General features: G+C 41.7%; 17 protein-coding genes. 4 read left to right on the top strand and 13 right to left on the bottom strand.

Features of this window, described 5'->3' with window-relative positions; translation table 11 throughout:
* Positions 1 to 78 precede the first annotated feature (78 nt).
* The 8 genes from AKG33_RS02100 to AKG33_RS02065 all read right to left on the bottom strand — a co-directional run bounded on the left by AKG33_RS02100 (position 79) and on the right by AKG33_RS02065 (position 10,007).
* Positions 79 to 2,238, bottom strand: coding sequence for a M3 family metallopeptidase (locus AKG33_RS02100; RefSeq protein WP_012031635.1), 2,160 nt, complete (start codon positions 2,236 to 2,238; stop codon positions 79 to 81).
* A gap of 123 nt (positions 2,239 to 2,361) precedes the next feature.
* The gene (gene pepT, locus AKG33_RS02095; protein WP_041729985.1) at positions 2,362 to 3,588 is read right to left on the bottom strand and encodes a peptidase T; all 1,227 of its coding nucleotides are present in this window, start codon (positions 3,586 to 3,588) and stop codon (positions 2,362 to 2,364) included.
* A 306-nt stretch (positions 3,589 to 3,894) separates the two neighbouring features.
* The gene (locus AKG33_RS02090; protein ID WP_012031633.1) at positions 3,895 to 5,130 is read right to left on the bottom strand and encodes an aromatic amino acid transport family protein; all 1,236 of its coding nucleotides are present in this window, start codon (positions 5,128 to 5,130) and stop codon (positions 3,895 to 3,897) included.
* A gap of 657 nt (positions 5,131 to 5,787) precedes the next feature.
* Positions 5,788 to 6,399, bottom strand: coding sequence for a superoxide dismutase (locus tag AKG33_RS02085; RefSeq protein ID WP_012031632.1), 612 nt, complete (start codon positions 6,397 to 6,399; stop codon positions 5,788 to 5,790).
* Between the two features lie 172 nt (positions 6,400 to 6,571).
* Positions 6,572 to 7,927, bottom strand: a complete 1,356-nt coding sequence (gene hslU / locus AKG33_RS02080) for an ATP-dependent protease ATPase subunit HslU (RefSeq protein WP_012031631.1) — start codon at positions 7,925 to 7,927, stop codon at positions 6,572 to 6,574.
* Position 7,928: 1 nt separating this feature from the next.
* Positions 7,929 to 8,471 carry an ATP-dependent protease subunit HslV gene (gene hslV, locus AKG33_RS02075; protein ID WP_012031630.1) on the bottom strand — a complete coding sequence of 181 codons (543 nt, stop codon included), beginning with the start codon at positions 8,469 to 8,471 and terminating at the stop codon, positions 7,929 to 7,931.
* Between the two features lie 148 nt (positions 8,472 to 8,619).
* The gene (locus AKG33_RS02070) at positions 8,620 to 9,357 is read right to left on the bottom strand and encodes a transporter substrate-binding domain-containing protein (protein WP_012031629.1); all 738 of its coding nucleotides are present in this window, start codon (positions 9,355 to 9,357) and stop codon (positions 8,620 to 8,622) included.
* Between the two features lie 5 nt (positions 9,358 to 9,362).
* Positions 9,363 to 10,007 (bottom strand): histidine phosphatase family protein, encoded by a 645-nt coding sequence (locus AKG33_RS02065; protein WP_012031628.1) that lies wholly within the window; start codon positions 10,005 to 10,007, stop codon positions 9,363 to 9,365.
* A 324-nt stretch (positions 10,008 to 10,331) separates the two neighbouring features.
* Here AKG33_RS02065 and AKG33_RS02060 point away from each other — a divergent pair, with 324 nt between their 5' ends.
* The gene (locus AKG33_RS02060; protein WP_012031627.1) at positions 10,332 to 11,081 is read left to right on the top strand and encodes a transporter substrate-binding domain-containing protein; all 750 of its coding nucleotides are present in this window, start codon (positions 10,332 to 10,334) and stop codon (positions 11,079 to 11,081) included.
* Positions 11,082 to 11,224: 143 nt separating this feature from the next.
* On the opposite strand, the gene tnpA is transcribed toward AKG33_RS02060, so the two are convergent.
* Positions 11,225 to 11,641, bottom strand: coding sequence for an IS200/IS605 family transposase (gene tnpA, locus AKG33_RS02055; RefSeq protein WP_012031626.1), 417 nt, complete (start codon positions 11,639 to 11,641; stop codon positions 11,225 to 11,227).
* Positions 11,642 to 11,685: 44 nt separating this feature from the next.
* Here tnpA and AKG33_RS02050 point away from each other — a divergent pair, with 44 nt between their 5' ends.
* The 3 genes from AKG33_RS02050 to groL all read left to right on the top strand — a co-directional run bounded on the left by AKG33_RS02050 (position 11,686) and on the right by groL (position 15,091).
* Positions 11,686 to 12,831 (top strand): RNA-guided endonuclease InsQ/TnpB family protein, encoded by a 1,146-nt coding sequence (locus AKG33_RS02050; RefSeq protein ID WP_012031625.1) that lies wholly within the window; start codon positions 11,686 to 11,688, stop codon positions 12,829 to 12,831.
* Positions 12,832 to 13,135: 304 nt separating this feature from the next.
* On the top strand, positions 13,136 to 13,423 hold the full coding sequence (gene groES / locus AKG33_RS02045) for a co-chaperone GroES (RefSeq protein WP_012031624.1): 288 nt from the start codon (positions 13,136 to 13,138) through the stop codon (positions 13,421 to 13,423).
* A 24-nt stretch (positions 13,424 to 13,447) separates the two neighbouring features.
* Positions 13,448 to 15,091, top strand: a complete 1,644-nt coding sequence (gene groL / locus AKG33_RS02040; protein WP_012031623.1) for a chaperonin GroEL — start codon at positions 13,448 to 13,450, stop codon at positions 15,089 to 15,091.
* Positions 15,092 to 15,148: 57 nt separating this feature from the next.
* Here groL and AKG33_RS02035 read toward each other — a convergent pair whose 3' ends face one another.
* The 4 genes from AKG33_RS02035 to argF are packed head-to-tail and all read right to left on the bottom strand — an operon-like array spanning position 15,149 to position 20,445.
* Positions 15,149 to 17,302: a S9 family peptidase gene (locus AKG33_RS02035; protein ID WP_050707873.1), complete on the bottom strand. Its 2,154-nt coding sequence runs from the start codon at positions 17,300 to 17,302 to the stop codon at positions 15,149 to 15,151.
* 38 nt (positions 17,303 to 17,340) lie between these two features.
* A complete protein-coding gene (locus AKG33_RS02030) occupies positions 17,341 to 18,249 on the bottom strand; it encodes an HAD-IIA family hydrolase (protein ID WP_012031621.1) in 909 nt (302 codons plus the stop codon).
* Between the two features lie 33 nt (positions 18,250 to 18,282).
* Positions 18,283 to 19,437, bottom strand: a complete 1,155-nt coding sequence (locus AKG33_RS02025) for a BaiN/RdsA family NAD(P)/FAD-dependent oxidoreductase (RefSeq protein ID WP_012031620.1) — start codon at positions 19,435 to 19,437, stop codon at positions 18,283 to 18,285.
* On the bottom strand, positions 19,438 to 20,445 hold the full coding sequence (argF, locus tag AKG33_RS02020) for an ornithine carbamoyltransferase (RefSeq protein ID WP_012031619.1): 1,008 nt from the start codon (positions 20,443 to 20,445) through the stop codon (positions 19,438 to 19,440). It abuts the gene before it with no gap.
* Positions 20,446 to 20,850 lie beyond the last annotated feature (405 nt).

The following is a 20,850-nucleotide window of genomic DNA, read 5'->3' as shown; positions in this document are numbered from 1 at the left end:
TTTTAATCAGGTGAGAAATAAAAAAATCGGACAAAAACCATGCCGCTTAAAAGCGGCATGATTTGAAGTTAAAGCTAATTATTTCAAGCCTTTTGCTTTGAGTAAGGGTTCAATTGAAGGTTTACGACCCGCAAAGTTTTGATACATAACGTCGTAATCCATAGTATTACCACGGCTTAAAACGGTATCGCGATAATGCTCACCATTTTTCAGCGTCATACCGCCGTTATTGACCACCCAATCCCAGCCGTCTGCGGTTAATAAGTCAGCCCAAGTGTAGGCGTAATAACCTGCGGTGTAGCCGCCTTCTGACCAAATGTGTAAGAAATAGCTAGAAAGATAACGCGGTGGTACTTCTGGAATATCCAAACCGTATTTAGCTAAAGTTTCTTTTTCAAATTCGGTTGTGGGTTTGAAGTCTTTTTCATCGGTGACGCTATGCCATGCCATATCTAAAAGAGAAGCCGATAATAATTCGGTGACGCGGTAGCCACGATTAAATGATGCGGCGTCAACGATTTTCTTCATCAATGCTTCGGGCATGGGTTCTTTTGTTTCGTAATGAATTGCGTAGTTTTTGAAGACTTTGGGTTCTAACGCAAAGTTTTCATTGAATTGTGATGGGAATTCTACAAAGTCACGTGCAACCCAAGTTCCTGAAATACTTTCATATTTTTGGTCAGCAAATAAACCGTGCAAACCGTGTCCAAATTCGTGGAACAAGGTTGATGCTTCATCGAAATTCAATAAAGTAGGTTTGCCGTCAGCAGGTTTGGGAATGTTATGCACATTGATGATGACGGGTTTTTGTCCCAATTTTTTGGATTGTTCAACAAAGTTTGACATCCACGCGCCGCCACGTTTGCTTTCGCGTGCGTAAAAGTCGAAATAGAACAATCCCAACGGTGAACCGTCTTTATCAAAGAATTCATAAACGAGTGCATCGGGGTGATAAAGCGGTAAATCGGTGCGTTTTTTCGCAGTGATGCCGTAGAATTTTTCTGCCGCGAAAAATACGCCTTTTTCCAAAACGTTATTCAATTCAAAATAAGGTTTGATTTCTGCTTCATCAAAATCATATTTTTCTTTACGAACTTGTTCGGCATAGAAATCCCAATCCCAAGGTTCGAGTTTGAAATCGCCTTTTTGCGCATCGATAACTTTTTGAATATCAGCCGCTTCTTCTTTGGCTTTGACAACGGCTGGTTTGGCTAAATCGGTTAATAATTTAATCGCGTTTTCAGGTGTTTTTGCCATTTGGTCTTGTAATTTCCATTCGGCAAAGGATTTTTTACCCATAAGTTGCGCTTTTTTCAAATGCAAACGCGCCAATTTTTCAATAACGGGACGGGTGTCAGCGTCGCCTTCAGTAACGTTACGATTTAAAGAAGCTTTAAATAATTTTTCGCGGGTATCACGATTTTTTAAACTGGCTAATAAAGGTTGTTGCGTGGTGTTGTGTAAAACCAACAAATATTGACCTTCGTGACCGGCTTTTTTCGCTTCTTCCGCGGCGGCGGCGATTTGATCTTCGCTTAAACCGTCAAGTTCTTTTGCATCTTTAACGAGTAATCCGTTTTCTTTACGACCTTTTAAAACGCGCGCCGAAAAATCGGTATACAAACTGGCGAGTTCGCCGTTAATAGATTTTAATTCTGCTTTTTGCGTGTCATCTAATGAAGCGCCAGCAAGTTCAAAACGATCTAAATAGACTTTTACCAAACGTTGATCTTCAGCATCAAGTTTAGACATGTCTTTGCTGACTTCTTTAATACGTTGATATAAATCGCTATTTAAATAAATATCATCGTTGTGTGCGGAGAAAATCGGGGCAAATTCTTTTTCCAAAGCTTGTGTTTCTGGAGAAATCAGTGCGCCGGATAAGTGATAAAACGCTAATTGCGCGCGCGCCAGCGGACGACCAGAAGTTTCCAGCGCAACAACGGTATTTTCAAAAGTCGGGGCTTCTTTGTTATTGATAATAGCGGCAATTTCTGCGGCGTGCGCTTTTAAACCGTATTCAAAAGCGGGGCGGAAATGTTCAACTTTGATTTTGTCCCATTCTGGAACTTGATAAGGTAATGGACTTTTTTCCATAAAAGGATTGGTTTTAAGCTCTTCGGTGATTGCTGGCACGGCAGCTTCTTCAGCATAAGCGATGCTCATCGGCGCTAAATCAATTGCCGAAAAAAGCAATAACGCTGTCAGTGATACAGTATTGATCATAGATACTTTCATAAAAACGTCCTCTATTTAACATTTTTGTTTTGTTGTTATGGCTTTTGAGCCGAGTTTTTGCGATTGCGGTTTGTAATCAAAAAACATGCCGTTCAAAGAACAGCATGTTTTATAAAAAGAATATTATTTTTCAGCGAAACGACGAATGATATTTAATACAACGTTCATGGATTTATTCATAACGTCAATAGAAATATATTCAAAACGTCCGTGATAGTTAGCGCCGCCGGTGAATAAATTCGGTGTGGGCAATCCTTTAAATGACAATTGCGCGCCGTCAGTTCCGCCGCGGACGGGTTCAATAACTGGAGTTACGCCAACATCTGCCATCGCTTTTTGCGCAATTTCAATTAATTCAGGGAATTGAGAAACTTTTTCAATCATATTAGGATATTGATCTTGAATGGTCAATTGCGCGAATTTTTCGCCGTAGCGCGCTTGGAATTTTTTGAAGGTTTCTTCAAAGGCTTGTTTCTTTTCTTTCATGCCTTCAACGGTAAAGTCGCGCAATAAATAGCTCAATGTTGCCGCTTCTAAAGTGCCGGCGATTTCGTGCAAGAAAATAAAGCCTTCGCGACCGCTACTGGTTTCCGGTTTGAGATGTTCTGGTAATGCCGCGTGGAATTCAACCGCGCGTTCAAAGCCATTGATCATCTTATCTTTTGCGCTACCTGGGTGAATATTTAAACCGTGGAATACTAATTCCGCGCTGGCAGCATTGAAGTTTTCATATTGCAATTCTCCTAAAACGCTGCCGTCTAAAGTAAAGGCAAAATTGGCGCCAAAAGCTTTGATATCAAATTTGTGCGGGCCGCGTCCGATTTCTTCATCGGGAGTAAAGCCAACGCGGATTTTTCCGTGTTTTATTTCGGGGTGTGCAATTAAATATTCCATTGCCGATAAAATGATCGCAATACCAGCTTTATCGTCACCGCCTAATAAAGTGGTGCCGTCGGTTGTCATCAAATCGTGACCGACCAATTTTTTTAAATCGGGGTATTCTTTGGGTGATAAGGTTTCGTTGCTGCCTTTTAAAGCAATATCGCCGCCGTCGTAATTATGCACAATTTGCGGTTTGACGTTTTCACCGCTGTAATCGGGGGCGGTATCAACGTGTGCCAATAATCCTAATACGGGCACGTCGGCATCTGTATTTGCTGGCAAACTGGCAAATAAATAACCATTTTCATCGAGTTTAATTTCGCTAAGCCCCATGGATTTCATTTCTTTTTCTAAAAGATGCAATAAATCCCATTGGCATTTTGAGCTGGGCGTTGTTTCGCTATCGGGATCAGATGTGGTGAAAATGCGTGCGTAACGGTCGAGGCGTTCGGTGAGTTGTTTTTTCATTTCAATATTGATCATCAGTTACTCCCATTTGTTGATTGTTAAAAACGTCATACTAGCAATAATGAAAGCTAAAGCAAGCTTACTTGAATTGTGGCAATAAGAAAAGAAAAACTTTTTACGCAATTAAGCAGAAATAAAATCATTAAAAAATGCCATTAAAAATTAAAATAAAAAATTATAATAAACGCATTAAATTATTTAATAAAAAATATAAATGTAGATTACGTTTTTAAACCATAAGAATAATAAAACGGCGGACTATCTTTTTTAATGAAGATAATCCGCCGTTGATAAATATTAATTAAATTAGAATAACGCGTAAATTACTGCTGAAATCGCAATAGATCCCATGGTAATGACGAAATAGTTAATCCAACGTTCTTTTTGATAATGTTTCATTGCGGGTACGGTATAAATAGCGTACATCGGCATGATGAATAACATTAACGCAATGATTGGACCGCCTAATGATTCAATAACACTTAATACGTTCGGATCCCAAATTGCAACTGCCCACAAAGTTGCTAGGAAGAATAAAGCAGAGCAGTATTTCAATTTGGTTTTATTGACGTTTTCTTCGCCAAAAATTTTGAAAATAACGCCTTCCAAACCTTCACGCGCGCCTAAATAGTGACCAAAGAATGAACTGGTAATCGCAAAGAATGCAACTATTGGTGCGGCAAGAGACATGATGCGATTGTCAAACTTATTAGCAAAGAAAGTTAAAACGTTAACGTTTTGTTGTTTTGCTAACGCCATTTCTTCCGGTGTTAAAGATAAAGCGCAGCTAAATACGAATAACATCACGAAAGTAACTAAAATATAAGTTGCATAATATTCAGATTTAACAGCATTTTTTTCAGCATCATCTCGGTTTCCGTATTGGCGCAACATAGATAATGAGAAAGATGAACTCGCTGGAGAGTGGTTAAATGAGAATACCAAAGCTGGAATTGTCAGCCACATTGTTTTAAGGAATACGCCTAAGCTCGGCATTTCCCAAAGACCGGTTAAATTCCAGTGCGGAATTAAATAAATAGAAAAGAAGAATAAAATAGCAATCAAGGGATAAACTAACCATTCAGTCAGTTTTAACATGAATTTTTCGCTACATAGCATGACAGAAATCAAAGCGACAATTAAAACAAAAGATAAACTGACTCGATTTACCTCACCCATGTGCAATTGATTTTCTAAAAATGATTTAACGGTATTCGTAATGGCAACGGCATAAATCATAATTAACGGCCAAATGGCTAAGAAATAAAGCCAGCCCATAAAAGCGCCTACTTTTTTACCGAAATGTTCGGAAACCACGAAGGTAATATCCTTTCCGGGGCTGTTAGAAGAAAGAACGAATCGTGATAAAGCGCGGTGAGAAAAATAAGTCATTGGACCGACGAGAATCGTCATTAAAATCATGGGAATAAAACCCGCCATACCGGCGTTAATCGGCAGGAACAAAATCCCCGCGCCCACCGCCGTTCCGAATAAGTTAATCGCCCAAATGACATTAAATTTATTAAATTGAGAGTCTTTCATAAAATCCACCCTGTGGTTGTGTTTTGGAACAATATTTAAGGATTTAGTTACTGACGATCCTTAAATACTAAAAGAAAATATCTAAATTTAGTTTTTCAATGATCGTTCTAAAAGTTGTTCTTGTTTTGCTTTTATCTTTGAATCCAAGATTCAAGCGCTGCAAGCCAACATCTCGCCAACTTTCATAATCTCCTATTCTTAACAATCAATAAATAAAACATTACAAAGATATCATCATATTTTGCCCGATTTATATCTCGAACTCAAGATAGTAAGCCATGATATCTTTTGATAAAAACGTATACCGATCTCCAAATTCAGTATATTTTCTTGTTGTTTTCATTGAACTTTATGAAAGTGGACGGTAAGAGATTCTAGTTTAAAAAAGATGAAAATAATAGAAAAATGTCACAAAAAATATTTTTATGAATGGTAAATAATTTTTATCCTCATATTTTTATTGACATTTTTTTAAAGAGAAACCGGTGATTATCACTTCTTATCTATTTTTTTACAATACGAATCATAAAAATAGTAATTAGATTAATGGGTTAATTTTTATATTTGCGTAAAAAATAATTCTGTAAAAAAAGCAAGTCCTAAAAATACTGCAAAAAAAACGCCCCGATAAAATCGAGGCGTTGATGTGGTGAAAAACTAAGCGTTTGCCGCAGCAAATAATTGGGCAACGTAATCCCAATTGACCACTTTCCACCAATGAGCAATATAATCGGCGCGTTTATTTTGATAATTCAAATAATAAGCGTGTTCCCAAAGATCGCAGGCTAAAATCGGTGTACCGCGAATGACCACAACGTCCATCAGCGGATTATCTTGATTCGGTGTTTGCGTGATGGCTAATTTACCATTTTTAACGATTAACCAAGCCCAGCCAGAGCCAAATTGATTAACGCCCGCGGTTGAAAAATCGGTTTTAAATTTTTCAAAACTGCCAAATTGCGCATTGATTGCTTCGAGCAGTGCTCCAGTCGGCTCATTATTTTCTCGCGGCGCGCGCATCGCGTTGAAATAAAGATCATGATTGTAATAACCACCGCCATTATTGCGGATAGCGCTGCTAAATTCTGAAATACGGGCAAAAATTGCGCTGATCGGTTGACCGTTTTCTTCGGTTTCGGCAATCGCAGCGGTGAATTTGTCAAAATAAGTTTTGTGATGTTTATCTTTATGCAAATGCATGGTTGCTTCATCGATAACGGGTGCTAATGCATCATAAGCATAAGGAAGATTTTGAAAAGTGTAGCTCATCATTTCCTCGTTTTTGTTTGAAAAAATATATAGTACATTAGGCGTTTTTCATATAAAAGGCAAGTAAATGAGTAAATTGCAATCCAGTTTTAATCAAGAATAATCAATCGTATCATTGCGACATATAAAACGGGTTACGCCAGCGCGGCGCAACCTTTTTATTCCGTGGAACCTACAATATAAAGCGGCTCAAATCTTCATTATTTGAAATTTCGCCCAACGTTTTTTCTACATACGCTGCATCGATAATGACGCGATCGCCATCTCTGCGGTCAGCGGCATCAAACGATAAACTATCCGTTAAACGTTCTATTAACGTATGCAGCCGCCGCGCGCCGATATTTTCCGTCGTTTTATTAACGTGGTAAGCGATTTCGGCAATTTTATTGATACCGTCTTCCGTAAATTCCAAATGCAGTTGTTCCGTGGCAAATAATGCCGTGTATTGTTTAATTAAACTGGCATCGGGTTCGGTGAGAATGCGTTTAAAATCATCTGCAGTTAAAGCATCGAGCTCCACGCGCACCGGCAAACGTCCCTGCAATTCCGGAATGAGATCAGACGGTTTGGCAAGATGAAACGCGCCAGAAGCAATAAATAAAATATGATCGGTTTTGATCATGCCGTATTTTGTGGAAATAGTGCAGCCTTCAACCAACGGCAATAAATCCCGCTGCACGCCTTCGCGCGACACATCGGCGCCGCCAACATCGCTTCTTCTGGCAACTTTATCAATTTCATCAATGAAAACAATGCCATTTTGTTCGGCATTATCGATGGCAGCAGATTTGATCTCTTCATGAGAAACCAAAGCTTCCGCCTCTTCTTCGGCTAATTGAATCAAAGCTTTAGCGATAGTCATTTTTCGCTTGGTTTTCTTTTCTCGACCAAAACTTTTAAACATTTCGCTTAATTGGCTCGACATTTCCTCCATTCCGGGCGGTGTCATAATTTCAACATTGGCGCTCATCGATTGATTCGTTTCAATTTCGATGACGGTATCATTCATTTCTTCACGCAAAATGCGCTCGCGATACATTTTTCGCGCCGGATCAATTTCTTCTTCTCCCGTCCATGCCGTTTGTTTTTTTCTTGGCACTAATACGTCTAACACGCGCTCCAACGCCGCTTCTCGTGCTTTGCTTTTCACGCGTTCTTTGGCGCGGTTTTTTTCCAATTTGATCGACGTTTCCACTAGATCGCGAATAATGGAGTCAACGTCACGTCCCACATAACCCACTTCGGTAAATTTTGTTGCTTCCACTTTAATAAACGGCGCTTCAGCTAATTTTGCCAAACGGCGCGCGATTTCCGTTTTACCAACACCAGTTGGACCAATCATTAAAATATTTTTCGGGGTAATTTCGCTGCGTAACGGTTCGGCAACTTGTTTACGGCGCCAGCGACTGCGCAATGCATTGGCAACGGCGCGTTTAGCGTGTTTTTGTCCAATAATGTGGCGATCGAGTTCTTCCACGATTTCTCGCGGCGTCATATTTAAATCGCGGTATCCCAATAATTTTTCCATGTTATGCGTCCTTTAGTTCATCGCTGACAATATTATGGTTGGTATAAATGCAAATATCGGCGGCAATGTTCAAACTTTTTTCCGCAATACTCAAAGCGTCCATTTCCGTGTTGTGATACAAAGCGCGCGCCGCTGCCAGCGCATACATGCCGCCGGAACCAATTGCTGCCAAACTGTTTTCCGGTTCAACGATATCGCCGTTGCCCGAAAGAATTAGCGTATTATTGCGATCGGCAACGATTAACATGGCTTCCAAACGGCGCAAACTGCGATCAGTTCGCCATTCTTTCGCCATTTCTACTGCTGCGCGGAGTAATTGCCCGTCTTGCGCTTCCAATTTTCCTTCAAATAATTCAAATAAAGTAAAAGCATCAGCGGTTGCGCCGGCAAAACCGGCTAAAATTTGATCGTGATATAAACGGCGGATTTTGCGGGCGTTGCCTTTCATAATCGTTTGCCCGAGTGATACTTGTCCGTCGCCAGCGATGGCAACATGATTGCCGCGCCGAACGGAAAGAATGGTTGTGGAATGTGCGTCAAACATACGCGCTCCTTTTGCGTGTCATAAGAAAATTACTGATCGATGTGGCGAGTCATCGTTGATTTTTCAAGAGGACACGAAAAAAGAGCGGATTAATGATTTGCGTGCGGAATCGTTTTTAGCGCGGATTTACGAATGAAGTGCGAGAGCGTTATTCGAGCCATTTATCCACGATTTTGCTCAATTCTCCAGAACTTTGAATGGTTGCCAGCCCGCGATTAATTTTTTCCAATAATCCATCAACGCGATTATCCACCGCGATCACCAAAAAAGAGGAATCATTATCCGCGGTGATTTCCAGCGGTTTTGAATAAAATTTTAATGCTCTTAACACGCCGTGTTGGGTTAAATATTTTAAGGAAAAACAATCGCCAATCATGCTGTCGCCGCTGCCGGTTGCCAATTTTTTGAGATTTAAAAAGGGCGACGGTTCATTAGTAATAAATTGCGTTTTATCGGTAACGATTTTTTGTGATAATAATTTATTAATAATATTATCAGATACTTGCATTAAAATTGTTCCGTTTTGCCAATTGTTTAACTTTTCTGGTGAACGGGCAAAAACGCAATCTTGAGAATAAAGATAAGGATTAGAACTGCTCAAATACGGCGAATTTTGAATATCGGTGCTGGAAATGCCGTCAATAATGATATGAATGCCTTGGTTTTCCCATTGAGTTAATAGGGTATTTCGATTAGAAATCACATAACTTAATTCAAAATTTTCCGCTTCAGCAATGGCAGAGAGGATATCAATATCCATGCCGTACACTTGATTTTTGTCATCAATGAAATTGTAGGGCGGGTGGCGTTTTTCCGTGCCGACGGTATAGATTTCGGCGTGTAACAATTGGCAAATCAATAAAATAATTACAATAAAAGGGCGCATGATTTTTAAAACAAAGCGGCGCTGGGCGGCGTTAATTCAGGAAGAGATTTAATAGCGATTTCTGCGTGCTGATCGACGCTGATTTGAAAAACGCTACAGTTGGGTGTGGGAAAAGCGTGTTGAAAACGCCGTAAAAGCGGTAAATGCGCTCGAGTTTCCGCGGGAAATCCGAGCAGTTTCCATGCCAGTACTTTTATCCAAATACTATGTCCAAAAAGAACGGATTGATCGGGAATTTGCTCTAAGTTGCTAAGAAAATGATTAATTCTGCTATAAAAATGCATAAAGGATTCGCCGTCGGCGCCGATTTGCGTTTGCGGCGTTGTTGTTTGCCAGAAATGTTCGTATGCATCGGCGCGTTGTTTTCCATTCATATGCGCGAGTGCCGATAATCCTAACGGATTGAATTCATTGAGATCGGGACGAACATTGAGCGTTAGTTGAAAGCGTTGTGCCAGTGGTTCTGCGGTTTGATGTGTGCGTGGAAATTCGGAGACGAAAATTTTGCTCGGGTGGTGCGGAAAATGAGTGCCGATCCAGTTTGCTTGTTGTTTTCCCGTGCGCGTTAAAAAGACTTCTTGTTCGCTGCGGCTGATTTCGCCGGCATTTATCGAACTTTCACCGTGTCGAATGATCCAAAATCGCTTCATGCGGCTTCCTTTTAGCATATTAAAAACAAACATATACCACGATTAACCCAAAATTTGTAGTTGATTATCCGTAAATTCATTTGATTTGAGCGACAAAATGCAGCGTTTTTGTCCATAAATAAAGATTTTATCTATACAAATTTGATGTTCGTTTTGCTTAATAGTTTGTTTTATCATCGTAATTATGATGATTTTTTAATATTTTTTTTTGAAAAAATCAGTATATAATGACTGCCGTCAAATGATAGTAAGAAGAAATTAATAATTAGGATATAGAGCGCTGATCGTTGATGCTGTTTCATATTTGAAAACTAAGGATTTTTTATGAAAAAGTTACTCACAATTACAGCCTCTTTAACTGCTCTCTTTTCTTATGCTGACGCGTATTGCGATGCATACGTTGTTGGTGCTTCTCGCACTTATGCGCCGTATACTCAAGCCGATGAAAAAGGCAATGTCACCGGTATGGACGTTGACATCATGAGCGCCATTGCTGCCGATCAAAATTTCCAAGTCAGTTTCAAGCCTGTTTCATGGGATTCGCTCAAAAACTGGAAACAAGAAGGCGTTAATTTGGTGATTCAAGGCATTGCGCGCGATGAAGTTGCTTCTGTAATGCCCGGCATGACTACTTCTGAATATTATTTAAAATCAGAAGACTGCGTTTTTGCCCTCACTGAAGAAAAATTAAATACATGGACGCAAAATAAAATCGCAACAGTTGTAGATGACGGTCTGGTTGAAGATTTAACCGGCAGAAATATTGTGGCAAAAGCTGAGCAATTCGTGCCCGTAAAAACCCATTTCTTAGGATTAAAAGAATTGGTTACTGGAAAAGCTGATAGCGTTGTGGGCGACTGTTTCGTGTTAGGTTATTTAACAGCGCACGGCGCGATGAATAAAGTCAACTTCCATTCTGTGATGATTCCCGGATCTGATGATATTGACGGCGCACAATTGGTTGTAGGCGTTGATGGCAATGAAACAGAATTACTTAAAAAGATCAATACTGGCTTAGAAAATCTTAAGAAAAGCGGCGAACTAGATCGCATCATCAACAAATGGGGTAGCTAGTTTTGAGCATTTTTGCGACAAAATCTGAACCGATCTTCATTTAGATCGGTTTTTTTATGCAAATGCGCCGTAAAACTTTGCCGTTTACAGCGGAGATACAAGGCGCGGACTGAGAAGCAGTCCTGTCCTAAACACGTTAAATTTCAATCAGGCGTATTTTGCTGCTCAATATACTGCCGAATAATCGTAACAGGCGCACCGCCACAACTTCCAGCAAAATAAGACGGCGACCACAACGCGCCGCCCCAAAGTTTCTCACGAATACTGGGGTAATTTTTTTTCCTAATCATACGACTAGAAACGCCTTTCAAACTATTCACGAGTTTGGAAATGGACACTTTGGGCGGATAATTCACAAGCAAATAAACGTGGTCGTGTTCGCCGTCAAAATCCACTAACTGCGCTTCAAAATCGGTGCAAACGCTTTCAAAAATCTGTTGCATATCGTCCAAAATTTCTTTTGTGAATACATTTCGGCGGTATTTTGTGATAAAGACTAAATGAACATGTAAGTTAAAAACAACGTGTCTGCCGCGTCTTAAATCAGTTTCTTTTTCCATAGACCAAGTATAGAATAATCAAAAATCCCATTATCTATAAAACCATGCAAATACTCAAAGCGTTTAAATTTGAACTGATGCCAAACGGTGCACAAATCCGCAAAATGAAACAATTTTGTGGCTGTTCGCGTTTCGTGTTTAATCGCGCTTTGGCGTATCAAAACGAACAATATGAAGCTGACAAGTCTTTCAAATTCAGTTACGCCAAAATTGCCAATTTGCTACCTAAATGGAAAAAAGAGTTAGTTTGGTTAAAAGACTGCCACAGCCAAGTATTACAGCAATCGTTAAAAGATTTAGAGAGTTCGTTTAAAAACTTCTTTGCCAAACGTGCCGATTTCCCTCAATTCAAAAAGAAGGGCGAAAAAGACAGCTTTCGCTTCCCGCAAGGCGGTAAATTGGAGCAGCAAAACAACCGTGTTTACTTGCCAAAAATCGATTGGGTTCGCTATCGCAACAGCCGTAATGTATTTGGAGAAGTAAAAAACGTAACTGTTTCCCAAAAATGCGGTAAATGGTTCGTTTCCATTCAAACTGAATTTGAGACAGAAAAAACACCCACCCCCAAAGGCGGAGAAATCGGTGTAGATATGGGCATTGTTCGTTTTGCTACTTTGTCGGACGGACAGTATTTTGAACCGATTAACGCGTTTAAGGCATCAAAAGGAAAATTGGCGAAATTGCAAAAACGGTTCAAACACAAAACGAAATTCAGCAAAAATTGGCAAAAACTCAAAGCCAAAATTTCCCGGTTACACCATAAAATCAGCAATATCCGTAAAAACCACCTGCATCAAATCAGCAGCCAAATCAGCAAAAACCACGCGATTGTGTACATTGAAGATTTGCAGGTAGCCAATATGAGTAAATCTGCCAAAGGTAATACCGTACAGCATGGTAAAAACGTTGCTGTAAAATCGGGCTTAAACCGTGCGATTTTAGACCAATCTTGGTATGAATTTAGGCGGCAGTTGGACTATAAACTGTTGTGGAACGGTGGGCATCTGATTGCCGTTCCGCCACAAAATACGAGTCGTTGTTGTCCTAATTGCGGGCATACCGCAAAAGATAACCGACAAACGCAAGCAAATTTTGAATGCGTGAAATGCGGATACCAAAATAATGCCGATGTAGTTGGTGCAATCAATGTGTTAAAGCGTGGGCAAGAAATTTTGGCAGCGCAACAGTAAAAATAAGTTTCAGGGCAGGACGTGTCCGTAGCGCGTGTGAAGTGAACAATGCAGTAAGATTGTCAGCAGCACGACCCCACCGAAGTGATTTGCGAACGACTCGATGCCGTTGCAAACTCAGTAGGAATTCCGCCCCTTTAGGGAGGGAAGGACGTCAAGCGCTTTAAATGACGTAATCCTAAAAAAATCATACAGATCCTTTTATTAATTACATTAAATTAATTTTTCTTGAAAAGATTCGCGCTAGCCCTATATAGGGAACTAGGTTTTAAACCTTATCAGTTTTTATTTACAAGGAGATTGTATGAATCTGCGTCCTTTACACGATCGTGTGATCGTAAAACGTCAAGAAGAAGAAAAAGTATCCGCCGGCGGCATCGTTTTACCAGGTTCTGCGGCTGAAAAACCTTCTCAAGGAGAAGTTATTGCCGTGGGTGAAGGCAAATTATTAGAAAATGGCGAACGCCGCAAAATGGCTGTAAAAGCCGGTGACAAAATTTTATTCGGTAAATATACCGGCAGCGAAGTTAAAGTAGATGGTGTTGATTACATCATCATGCGCGAAGATGAAATTTTTGCCGTTATTGAATAATACTGAATTTTAGGAGTTTTTATTATGTCAGCAAAAGAAGTTCGTTTTGGAGAAGATGCCCGCAACAAAATGTTGAAAGGGGTCAATATTCTTGCCGATGCGGTGAAAGTTACTTTAGGACCTAAAGGTCGCAACGTTATTTTAGATAAATCTTTTGGCACACCAACAGTTACTAAAGACGGCGTTTCTGTTGCCAAAGAAATTGAATTAGCCGATAAATTTGAAAATATGGGCGCACAATTAGTTAAAGAAGTTGCTTCACAAACTAATGACGCCGCCGGTGATGGTACAACAACCGCCACTGTTTTAGCGCAAGCAATTGTTGTTGAAGGATTAAAAGCCGTTGCTGCCGGCATGAATCCGATGGATTTAAAACGCGGAATTGATAAAGCCGTTGCCGAAGCCGTTAAAACATTACACGCTATTTCTAAACCTTGCAGCGATAGCAAAGCCATCGCACAAGTTGGCACCATTTCTGCCAATTCCGATGAAACCGTTGGTGCAAAAATTGCCGAAGCGATGGAAAAAGTCGGCAAAGAAGGCGTGATTACCGTTGAAGAAGGTCAAGGTTTGGAAGACTCTTTGGAAGTGGTTGAAGGTATGCAATTTGACCGCGGTTATTTGTCACCATACTTCATTAATAATCAACAAAGTCAACAAGTTGAATTAGAAAATCCCTACATTTTATTGCACGACAAAAAAATTGCGAATATTCGCGACATGTTGCCGTTATTAGAAGGCGTAGCAAAATCTGGTCAACCATTATTGATCGTTGCTGAAGACGTAGAAGGCGAAGCATTAGCCACTTTAGTAATCAACAGCATGCGCGGAATCGTGAAAGTTGCGGCGGTGAAAGCACCAGGATTTGGCGATCGTCGGAAAGCCATGTTAGAAGATATTGCGATTTTAACCGGCGGTACCGTCATTTCTGAAGAAGTCGGTTTGACTTTAGAAAGCGTTACATTAGATCAATTGGGTACGGCAAAACGCGTGACCGTCGGCAAAGATAACACCACAATTATCGACGGCAGCGGCGAAAAATCAGCCATCGAAGCGCGCGTAGCATTAATTCGTCATCAAATTGAAGAATCCAGTTCTGATTACGACAAAGAAAAATTGCAAGAACGGGTGGCAAAATTAGCCGGCGGTGTTGCCGTTATTAAAGTGGGCGCGGCAACTGAAGTAGAAATGAAAGAAAAGAAAGACCGCGTGGAAGATGCTTTGCATGCAACCCGTGCTGCAGTTGAAGAAGGTATTGTTCCCGGCGGCGGCGTGGCTTTAATTCGCGCTATCAACTCTATTGTTGATTTGAAAGGCGATAACTACGATCAACAAGTTGGTATTGATATTGCGCGCCGTGCGATGGAATATCCTTTGCGTACTATCGTTTCCAACGCTGGCAGTGAAGCCGCAGTTGTTTTAGAACGCGTCAAATCAGGTAAAGGTAACGACGGTTACGATGCCGCAACCGGTCAATACGTTGATATGGTTGCAGCTGGTATCATCGATCCAACCAAAGTTACCCGCAGCGCTTTGCAAAACGCCGCTTCTGTTGCTGGTTTAATGATTACCACAGAAGCAATGGTTTCTGAAATTCCGCAAAAAGAAGAAGGACACCATCACGATATGGGCGGCATGGGTGGAATGGGCGGCATGGGAATGATGTAATTCCACGCTTGTGACACAAAAAAATCCCCGCACTAGCGGGGATTTTTATTGCGCGGTTTATTCTTTAATACCCAATTGATCCAGCATAAATGCATATATTTCTGCTAATTCGCGTATGCTGCCGAACCGTCCTGATTTTCCGCCGTGACCGGCTTCCATATTCGTCCGCAAAATAATGGGATAATTTGAAGTATTTTTATCACGTAAACGTGCGGTATATTTTGCCGGCTCCCAATATTGCACTTGTGAATCCCATAAACCCGTGCCGATAAACATCGCCGGATATGCTTGTTCTGTGATGTTGTCGTACGGTGAATAAGAAAGCATCATGCGATAACTTTCTTCGCTGGCGGCGGGATTGCCCCATTCATCAAATTCATTAGTTGTCAGCGGAATCGTTTCATCAAGCATGGTGGTGACCACATCCACAAACGGCACTTCCACAATAATGACGCGATAGTCTGCAGCCGCGTGATTTGCCACCGCGCCCATCAATAATCCGCCGGCGCTTCCGCCCATCGCCGCAACCCGATTTTTATCCGCGTAATGATGCGCGGTTAAATAATGCGTAACGTCAACAAAATCATTAAACGTATTGAGTTTTTTCAACAATTTTCCGTCTTCATACCACGACCGCCCCATTTCAGAACCGCCGCGAATATGTGCCAAAGCGTAAACTACGCCCCGATCGAGCAAGCTAATGATTGAACTGCTAAAACTGGGATCCATGGACGCGCCATAACTGCCGTAAGCATATTGCAAAAGCGGCGCGCTGCCGTCGCGTTTCAAGCCTTTTTTGTATACGAGCGACACGGGAATTTGCACGCCATCGCGCGCTGGTACCCAAACGCGTTCCGTTTGGTAATTGTTTTGATCGTATCCGCGAACAAATTCTTGTTTGAGCGCGCGCCGTTCGCCCGTGTGAATGTTATATTCATAAACAATCGTGGGCGTCGTCATCGATGTATAAAAGTAACGCAACCACGGACTATCCGCTTCAGTATTGCTCGCCAGCGACATGGTATAAGCGCTTTCATCGGTTTTTATATAGTGATTTTGTGGATTTTGATCGTCAGTTTTGAGTAAACGAATGCGCGTTAATCCTTCGCTGCGTTCTTCGATGGCGGTAAAATCATTAAATAATTCAACGCCTTCAATGAGCACTTGATCATTATGTTCAACCCAATTTTGCCAATCGTTTCGCTCGGTTTTGCCATCGGCGGCGGTCATGATTTTAAAATTTTTGGCGCCGTCGGCGTTGGTGGTAATGATCCATTTGCCGGCAAAATGATCGGCGTTATATTCAACATCGGCTGCTCTTTTGGCAAATAACGTGAATTTTTCGGGGTATTTGATCGGCGCATAATATTGTTCATTGGAAAGCGTGCTGGCGAGATAAATAAAGGCATATTCTTCATCGCGGCTGACGCCTAATCCCATATAAAAACTATCGTCTTTTTCTTCATAAATGACGCGGTCGGGTTCTGTGCTGCCTAAATGGTGCAATTTAACGCGTTTGCCCAATAAAGTTTCCGGATCTTTTTCAATGTATAAAACACTGCGCCCATCGCCGACGAAAATCGCCTCGCCGCTGGTTCCGGAAATGGTATCGGGTAATGCGGCGCCGGTTTTTAAGTCTTTGAAATGCAGCGTATATTGCCGCCTGCCGTTAGTATCGTCCGCCCAAACCATAAGATGCGATTCTTTGCTGATATCGCTGTAAAACGCCATGTAATAATCATGATTTTGCGCTAATTCATTCACGTTTAACAAAATTTCTTCATCGCTAAAATCATTTTTTTGATTTAACTCTTCAATAGTGCGCGCATTGTGTTCTGGTTTATCGGGACGGCGTGCAAAAATTGGATATTCTTTGCCTTCTTGATAACGGCTGTAATACCACCAACCATGTTCGCGGCTGGGCACGGAACTATCATCTTGCTTTATGCGTCCAACCATTTCTTGATAAATCTTATCTTGCAACGCTTTGGTGGGCGCGAGCACGGCATCAGCATAAGCATTTTCAGCATTGAGATAGGAGAGGATTTCTGGATTTTGTCGCGTATCATCGCGGAGCCAATAATATTCGTCTTGCCGCGAACCAAAAGGAGATTCAACGGTGTGCGGACGTTTTGCGATGTCTGGTGGCGTGGGAAGAGCGTGTATTGTGGTCATAGTCATTGCGATCAGTAGTGATAAAAATTTTTTCATGAAATTTCCTAGAAAAGACAATAAACCGCGCGGTCGTTTTAAGGACTGTTCAGCACGTAATCGGGAAAAATACCGCTTTCCGCGATTGCCGTTTGATAATCAGCCGCGCGCAAAAAACCGTAATCGGTGACCAAAGCGGTTTTAATGCCGAATGCATTACCGCCGAGGATATCGGTGTGTAAAGTATCACCAATCATTACGCAGCGCTCGGGATTAAAAACGATTTTTTGCGACCGCAAACGTTGGCGCGCGATTTCATAAATTAACGGATAAGGTTTCCCGAAAACGCGCACTTGATTAAATAATTGATCGGGAAGCAATAAAACGTAGGAACCGGCTTCGATGGAGCTTTGTTGCGATTGCGGTGCAATCAAATCAGGATTGGCAAGCAATAATGGACGCGGACGGTCGGTTAACGCTTCGATGAGCGTGTTTTGTTTTTCATCGTTCCAACGCATTGATGATAAAAATAAAAAACCATCGGCACGCGCAAAAAAATCCGGCGCGTCTTGATTGATTTGCCGATAACCTAAAGCCGTGATATCGCGTTGTTCGCCGGCGCTGCCGATAATGCCCCAACAATATTGGGCAGGATAATCGGCAAGTCCTAAAAGTAATGCATCGCGGCTGGAAACAATTTCTTCTAAAGAAAAATCGTAACCCAAAGCGCGGTATTTTTGTTGATAAACGCTGCGTTCAAAACCGCCGCCATTACTGATGACAAAACAGTGTTTTCCCGCTTTTTTGAGTTGACGAATGCGTTCGGCGACGTGCGGAATGGGCGTTTTCCCAACGTTGAGCACGCCAAAAGCATCAAAGAAAAAAATATCGGTGCTGGGAATGAGTTCTAAAATGGATTGGATTTTTTGGGGTTGTGGACGAGATTTGGGCTGTGGCAACCGGCGCGCAATGCGTTGGTAAGCAGCAAAAGCCATTTTGGGCGTCATAAACATTCCTCGTTTAACAAAAAAATAAAAACGTTACAAACGTAATGCCTGCGCGCAACACCACGCCGATGACCACGCCCATTGCAAATTGTAGCCACCCAACCAGCCAGTGACGTCAACGGCTTCACCGATGGCGTATAAATCAGCGTGCGCTTTAATTTGCAAAGTACGCGGATCCATAGTGCGCGTATCAATGCCGCCGCGGCAAACTTCCGCTTTTTTCATGCCTTCTGTGCCGCTGGGCAGAACGCGATAATGTTGCAATTGTTGGGTATAAGCGCGTAATTGCGCATCGCTGTATTGTTGGAGCGGTTGTTGATTGGGAATAAAGTGTTGCACCAATGCCGCTGGCAGCAGGGTTTTGAGTACGTGAGACAGGCTTTTTTGCGGCTGTTGTTGTTTGGCGGTTAATAAAAAATCCGGCGGACAATCGGGCAAAAAATTCAGCTCCAGCGCCGCACCTTTTTGCCAGTAACTGGAAATTTGCAAAATGGCAGGTCCCGATAAACCGCGGTGGGTGAAAAGCATATCATCACGAAAATCCGGCGCGTTTTCCGTTTTCACGATGACTTCGGTGGTCACGCCGGCTAATTGCGGGAATGCCGGCGATAAAAGCAGCGGCACCAGCGCGGGGCGAAAAGGGTAATTGGCAATCTTGAGACTTTTGGCAAAAGTAAGCGCGCAATCGGTCGCGCCCAATTTGGCAAAAGAGGCGCCGCCGCAGGCGATGACTAATTGCTCGGCAGCAAAATCTCCTTGATTAGTATGCAATAAGTAACCGTTTTCGGTTTTTTCAATGTGTAAAACGCAGGTGTTGTAATGAATGGGCACGCCGAAATGGTGTAATTCATCTGCTAAAGCTTGAATAACGCCGCGGCTGTGTTGCGCGCAAAATAGTTGTCCAGATTTTTTTTCGTGGTACGTCAATCGGTGTTCGTCGAACCATTTTAAAACGTCCCATTGGTTGTGTTTGGCGAGTGCGGAACGGCAAAAATGCGGATTATGCGATAAATAGGCTTCTGGTTTGATATGAAGATTGGTGAAATTACAACGCCCACCGCCGCAAACGCGTAATTTTGCGCCAATCGCGGGATTTTTTTCTAAAATGCAGACTGATAAACCGCGTTGTGCCGCGTGGATTGCGCAATAAGTGCCTGCCGCACCGCCGCCAATAATGATGACGCTCATTTAAAGATATTCGTTTAAAGTGGCAACCAATAACGCTTTGATGGTATGCATGCGATTTTCCACTTGATCAAATACGATGGAATTTTTACCCATAAAAGCGTTGTGGGAAACTTCAATGCCGGCTTTTTTATAAATGGTGAAAAAACGATCGCCGGCGGGTGTGGTGCGGTCGTGAAAAGCGGGCAAACAATGCATAAATTTAACGTCCGGATTTTGACACGCGATCAATGTATCTTGATCAATGCGGTAGGGCATTAGCAGCGGAATACGTTGTTCCCATATTTCGTCGGATTCTTCCATCGATACCCACGCATCGGTATAAAGAAAATCGCAATATTGAACGGCGGCAGCGATTTCTTCGGTAATGGTAATTTTGGCGCCGGTTTGTTGGGCGATTTTTTCAGCTTGGCGGAATGTTTCGGGATCGGGTTGTAAACTTGCCGGCGCGGCAATGCGGATATTGATGCCCATAATTGCTGCCGTAAATAATAAAGAAATCGCGGTGCTGTTTTGCCCGTCTCCCAAATATGCCAGTTGAATTTCTTCAAAGGGTTTGTCGGTGTGTTCGCGAATGGTGAGTAAATCCGCCAGCATTTGCGTGGGGTGAGCAGAATCGGTGAGCGCGTTATAAACGGGAATGCCGGTGTGGCGCGCGAGGGTTTCTAACGTATATTGATGACTGCCGCGGTAGGCGATGCCGTCGTAAATTCTGCCGAGCGCGATCGCAGTATCTACCAAGCTTTCTTGTCTTCCGAGTTGTGAGGTGCGGGTGCTGATGTAACTGGTGCTTCCGCCTTGATCGGCGGCGGCTACTTCAAAGGCGCAGCGTGTGCGTGTGCCGCTTTTTTCAAAAATGAGGGCAATATTTTTCCCTTGCAAATAAACGGGCGATTCGCGATTGCCTTTTTTAGCGGCTTTTAAACGCGCTGCCAGTGCGAGTAGCGGAATGATATGTTCACGGCTGTGATCTTGAATTTTGAGAAACTGTTGTTGGTACCAATATTGCATTGTCTGTTCCGATAATTTTTTTGATTATTAACTAAAATACAATGCGTTGCAATCGGCGGTCTTTGATAGCGGTGAGAATAAGTGATTTGTAATTATAAAAATAAGTTTTGGTAAATATTCTTGATATCACAATATGCAACATTTTTATATATATACATCTTTAAAAATAATTGATTTCTAATTCTCGCTTTATAAATCTATTAGATAAATAAAAGATGATATGCTGAAAAATATCCTTTATAAATTACTGATATTACATCTTATTGTTTTTATTGTTTTTTATGGTGTATATTGAATCTAATTACTGCGAAAAAATAATGACATTAAAAATAAAACGATGCCGATTTGATTAAAATAATATTGATGTTAGAAATAACTTCATTTCTATTATTTGATAATTGTAAT

The organism is Dichelobacter nodosus (assembly GCF_001263335.1).
Taxonomy (GTDB): Bacteria; Pseudomonadota; Gammaproteobacteria; order Cardiobacteriales; family Cardiobacteriaceae; genus Dichelobacter; species Dichelobacter nodosus.
The sequence above is the reverse complement of the archived record's forward strand: the minus strand, read 5'-3'. Positions and strand labels throughout refer to the sequence as shown.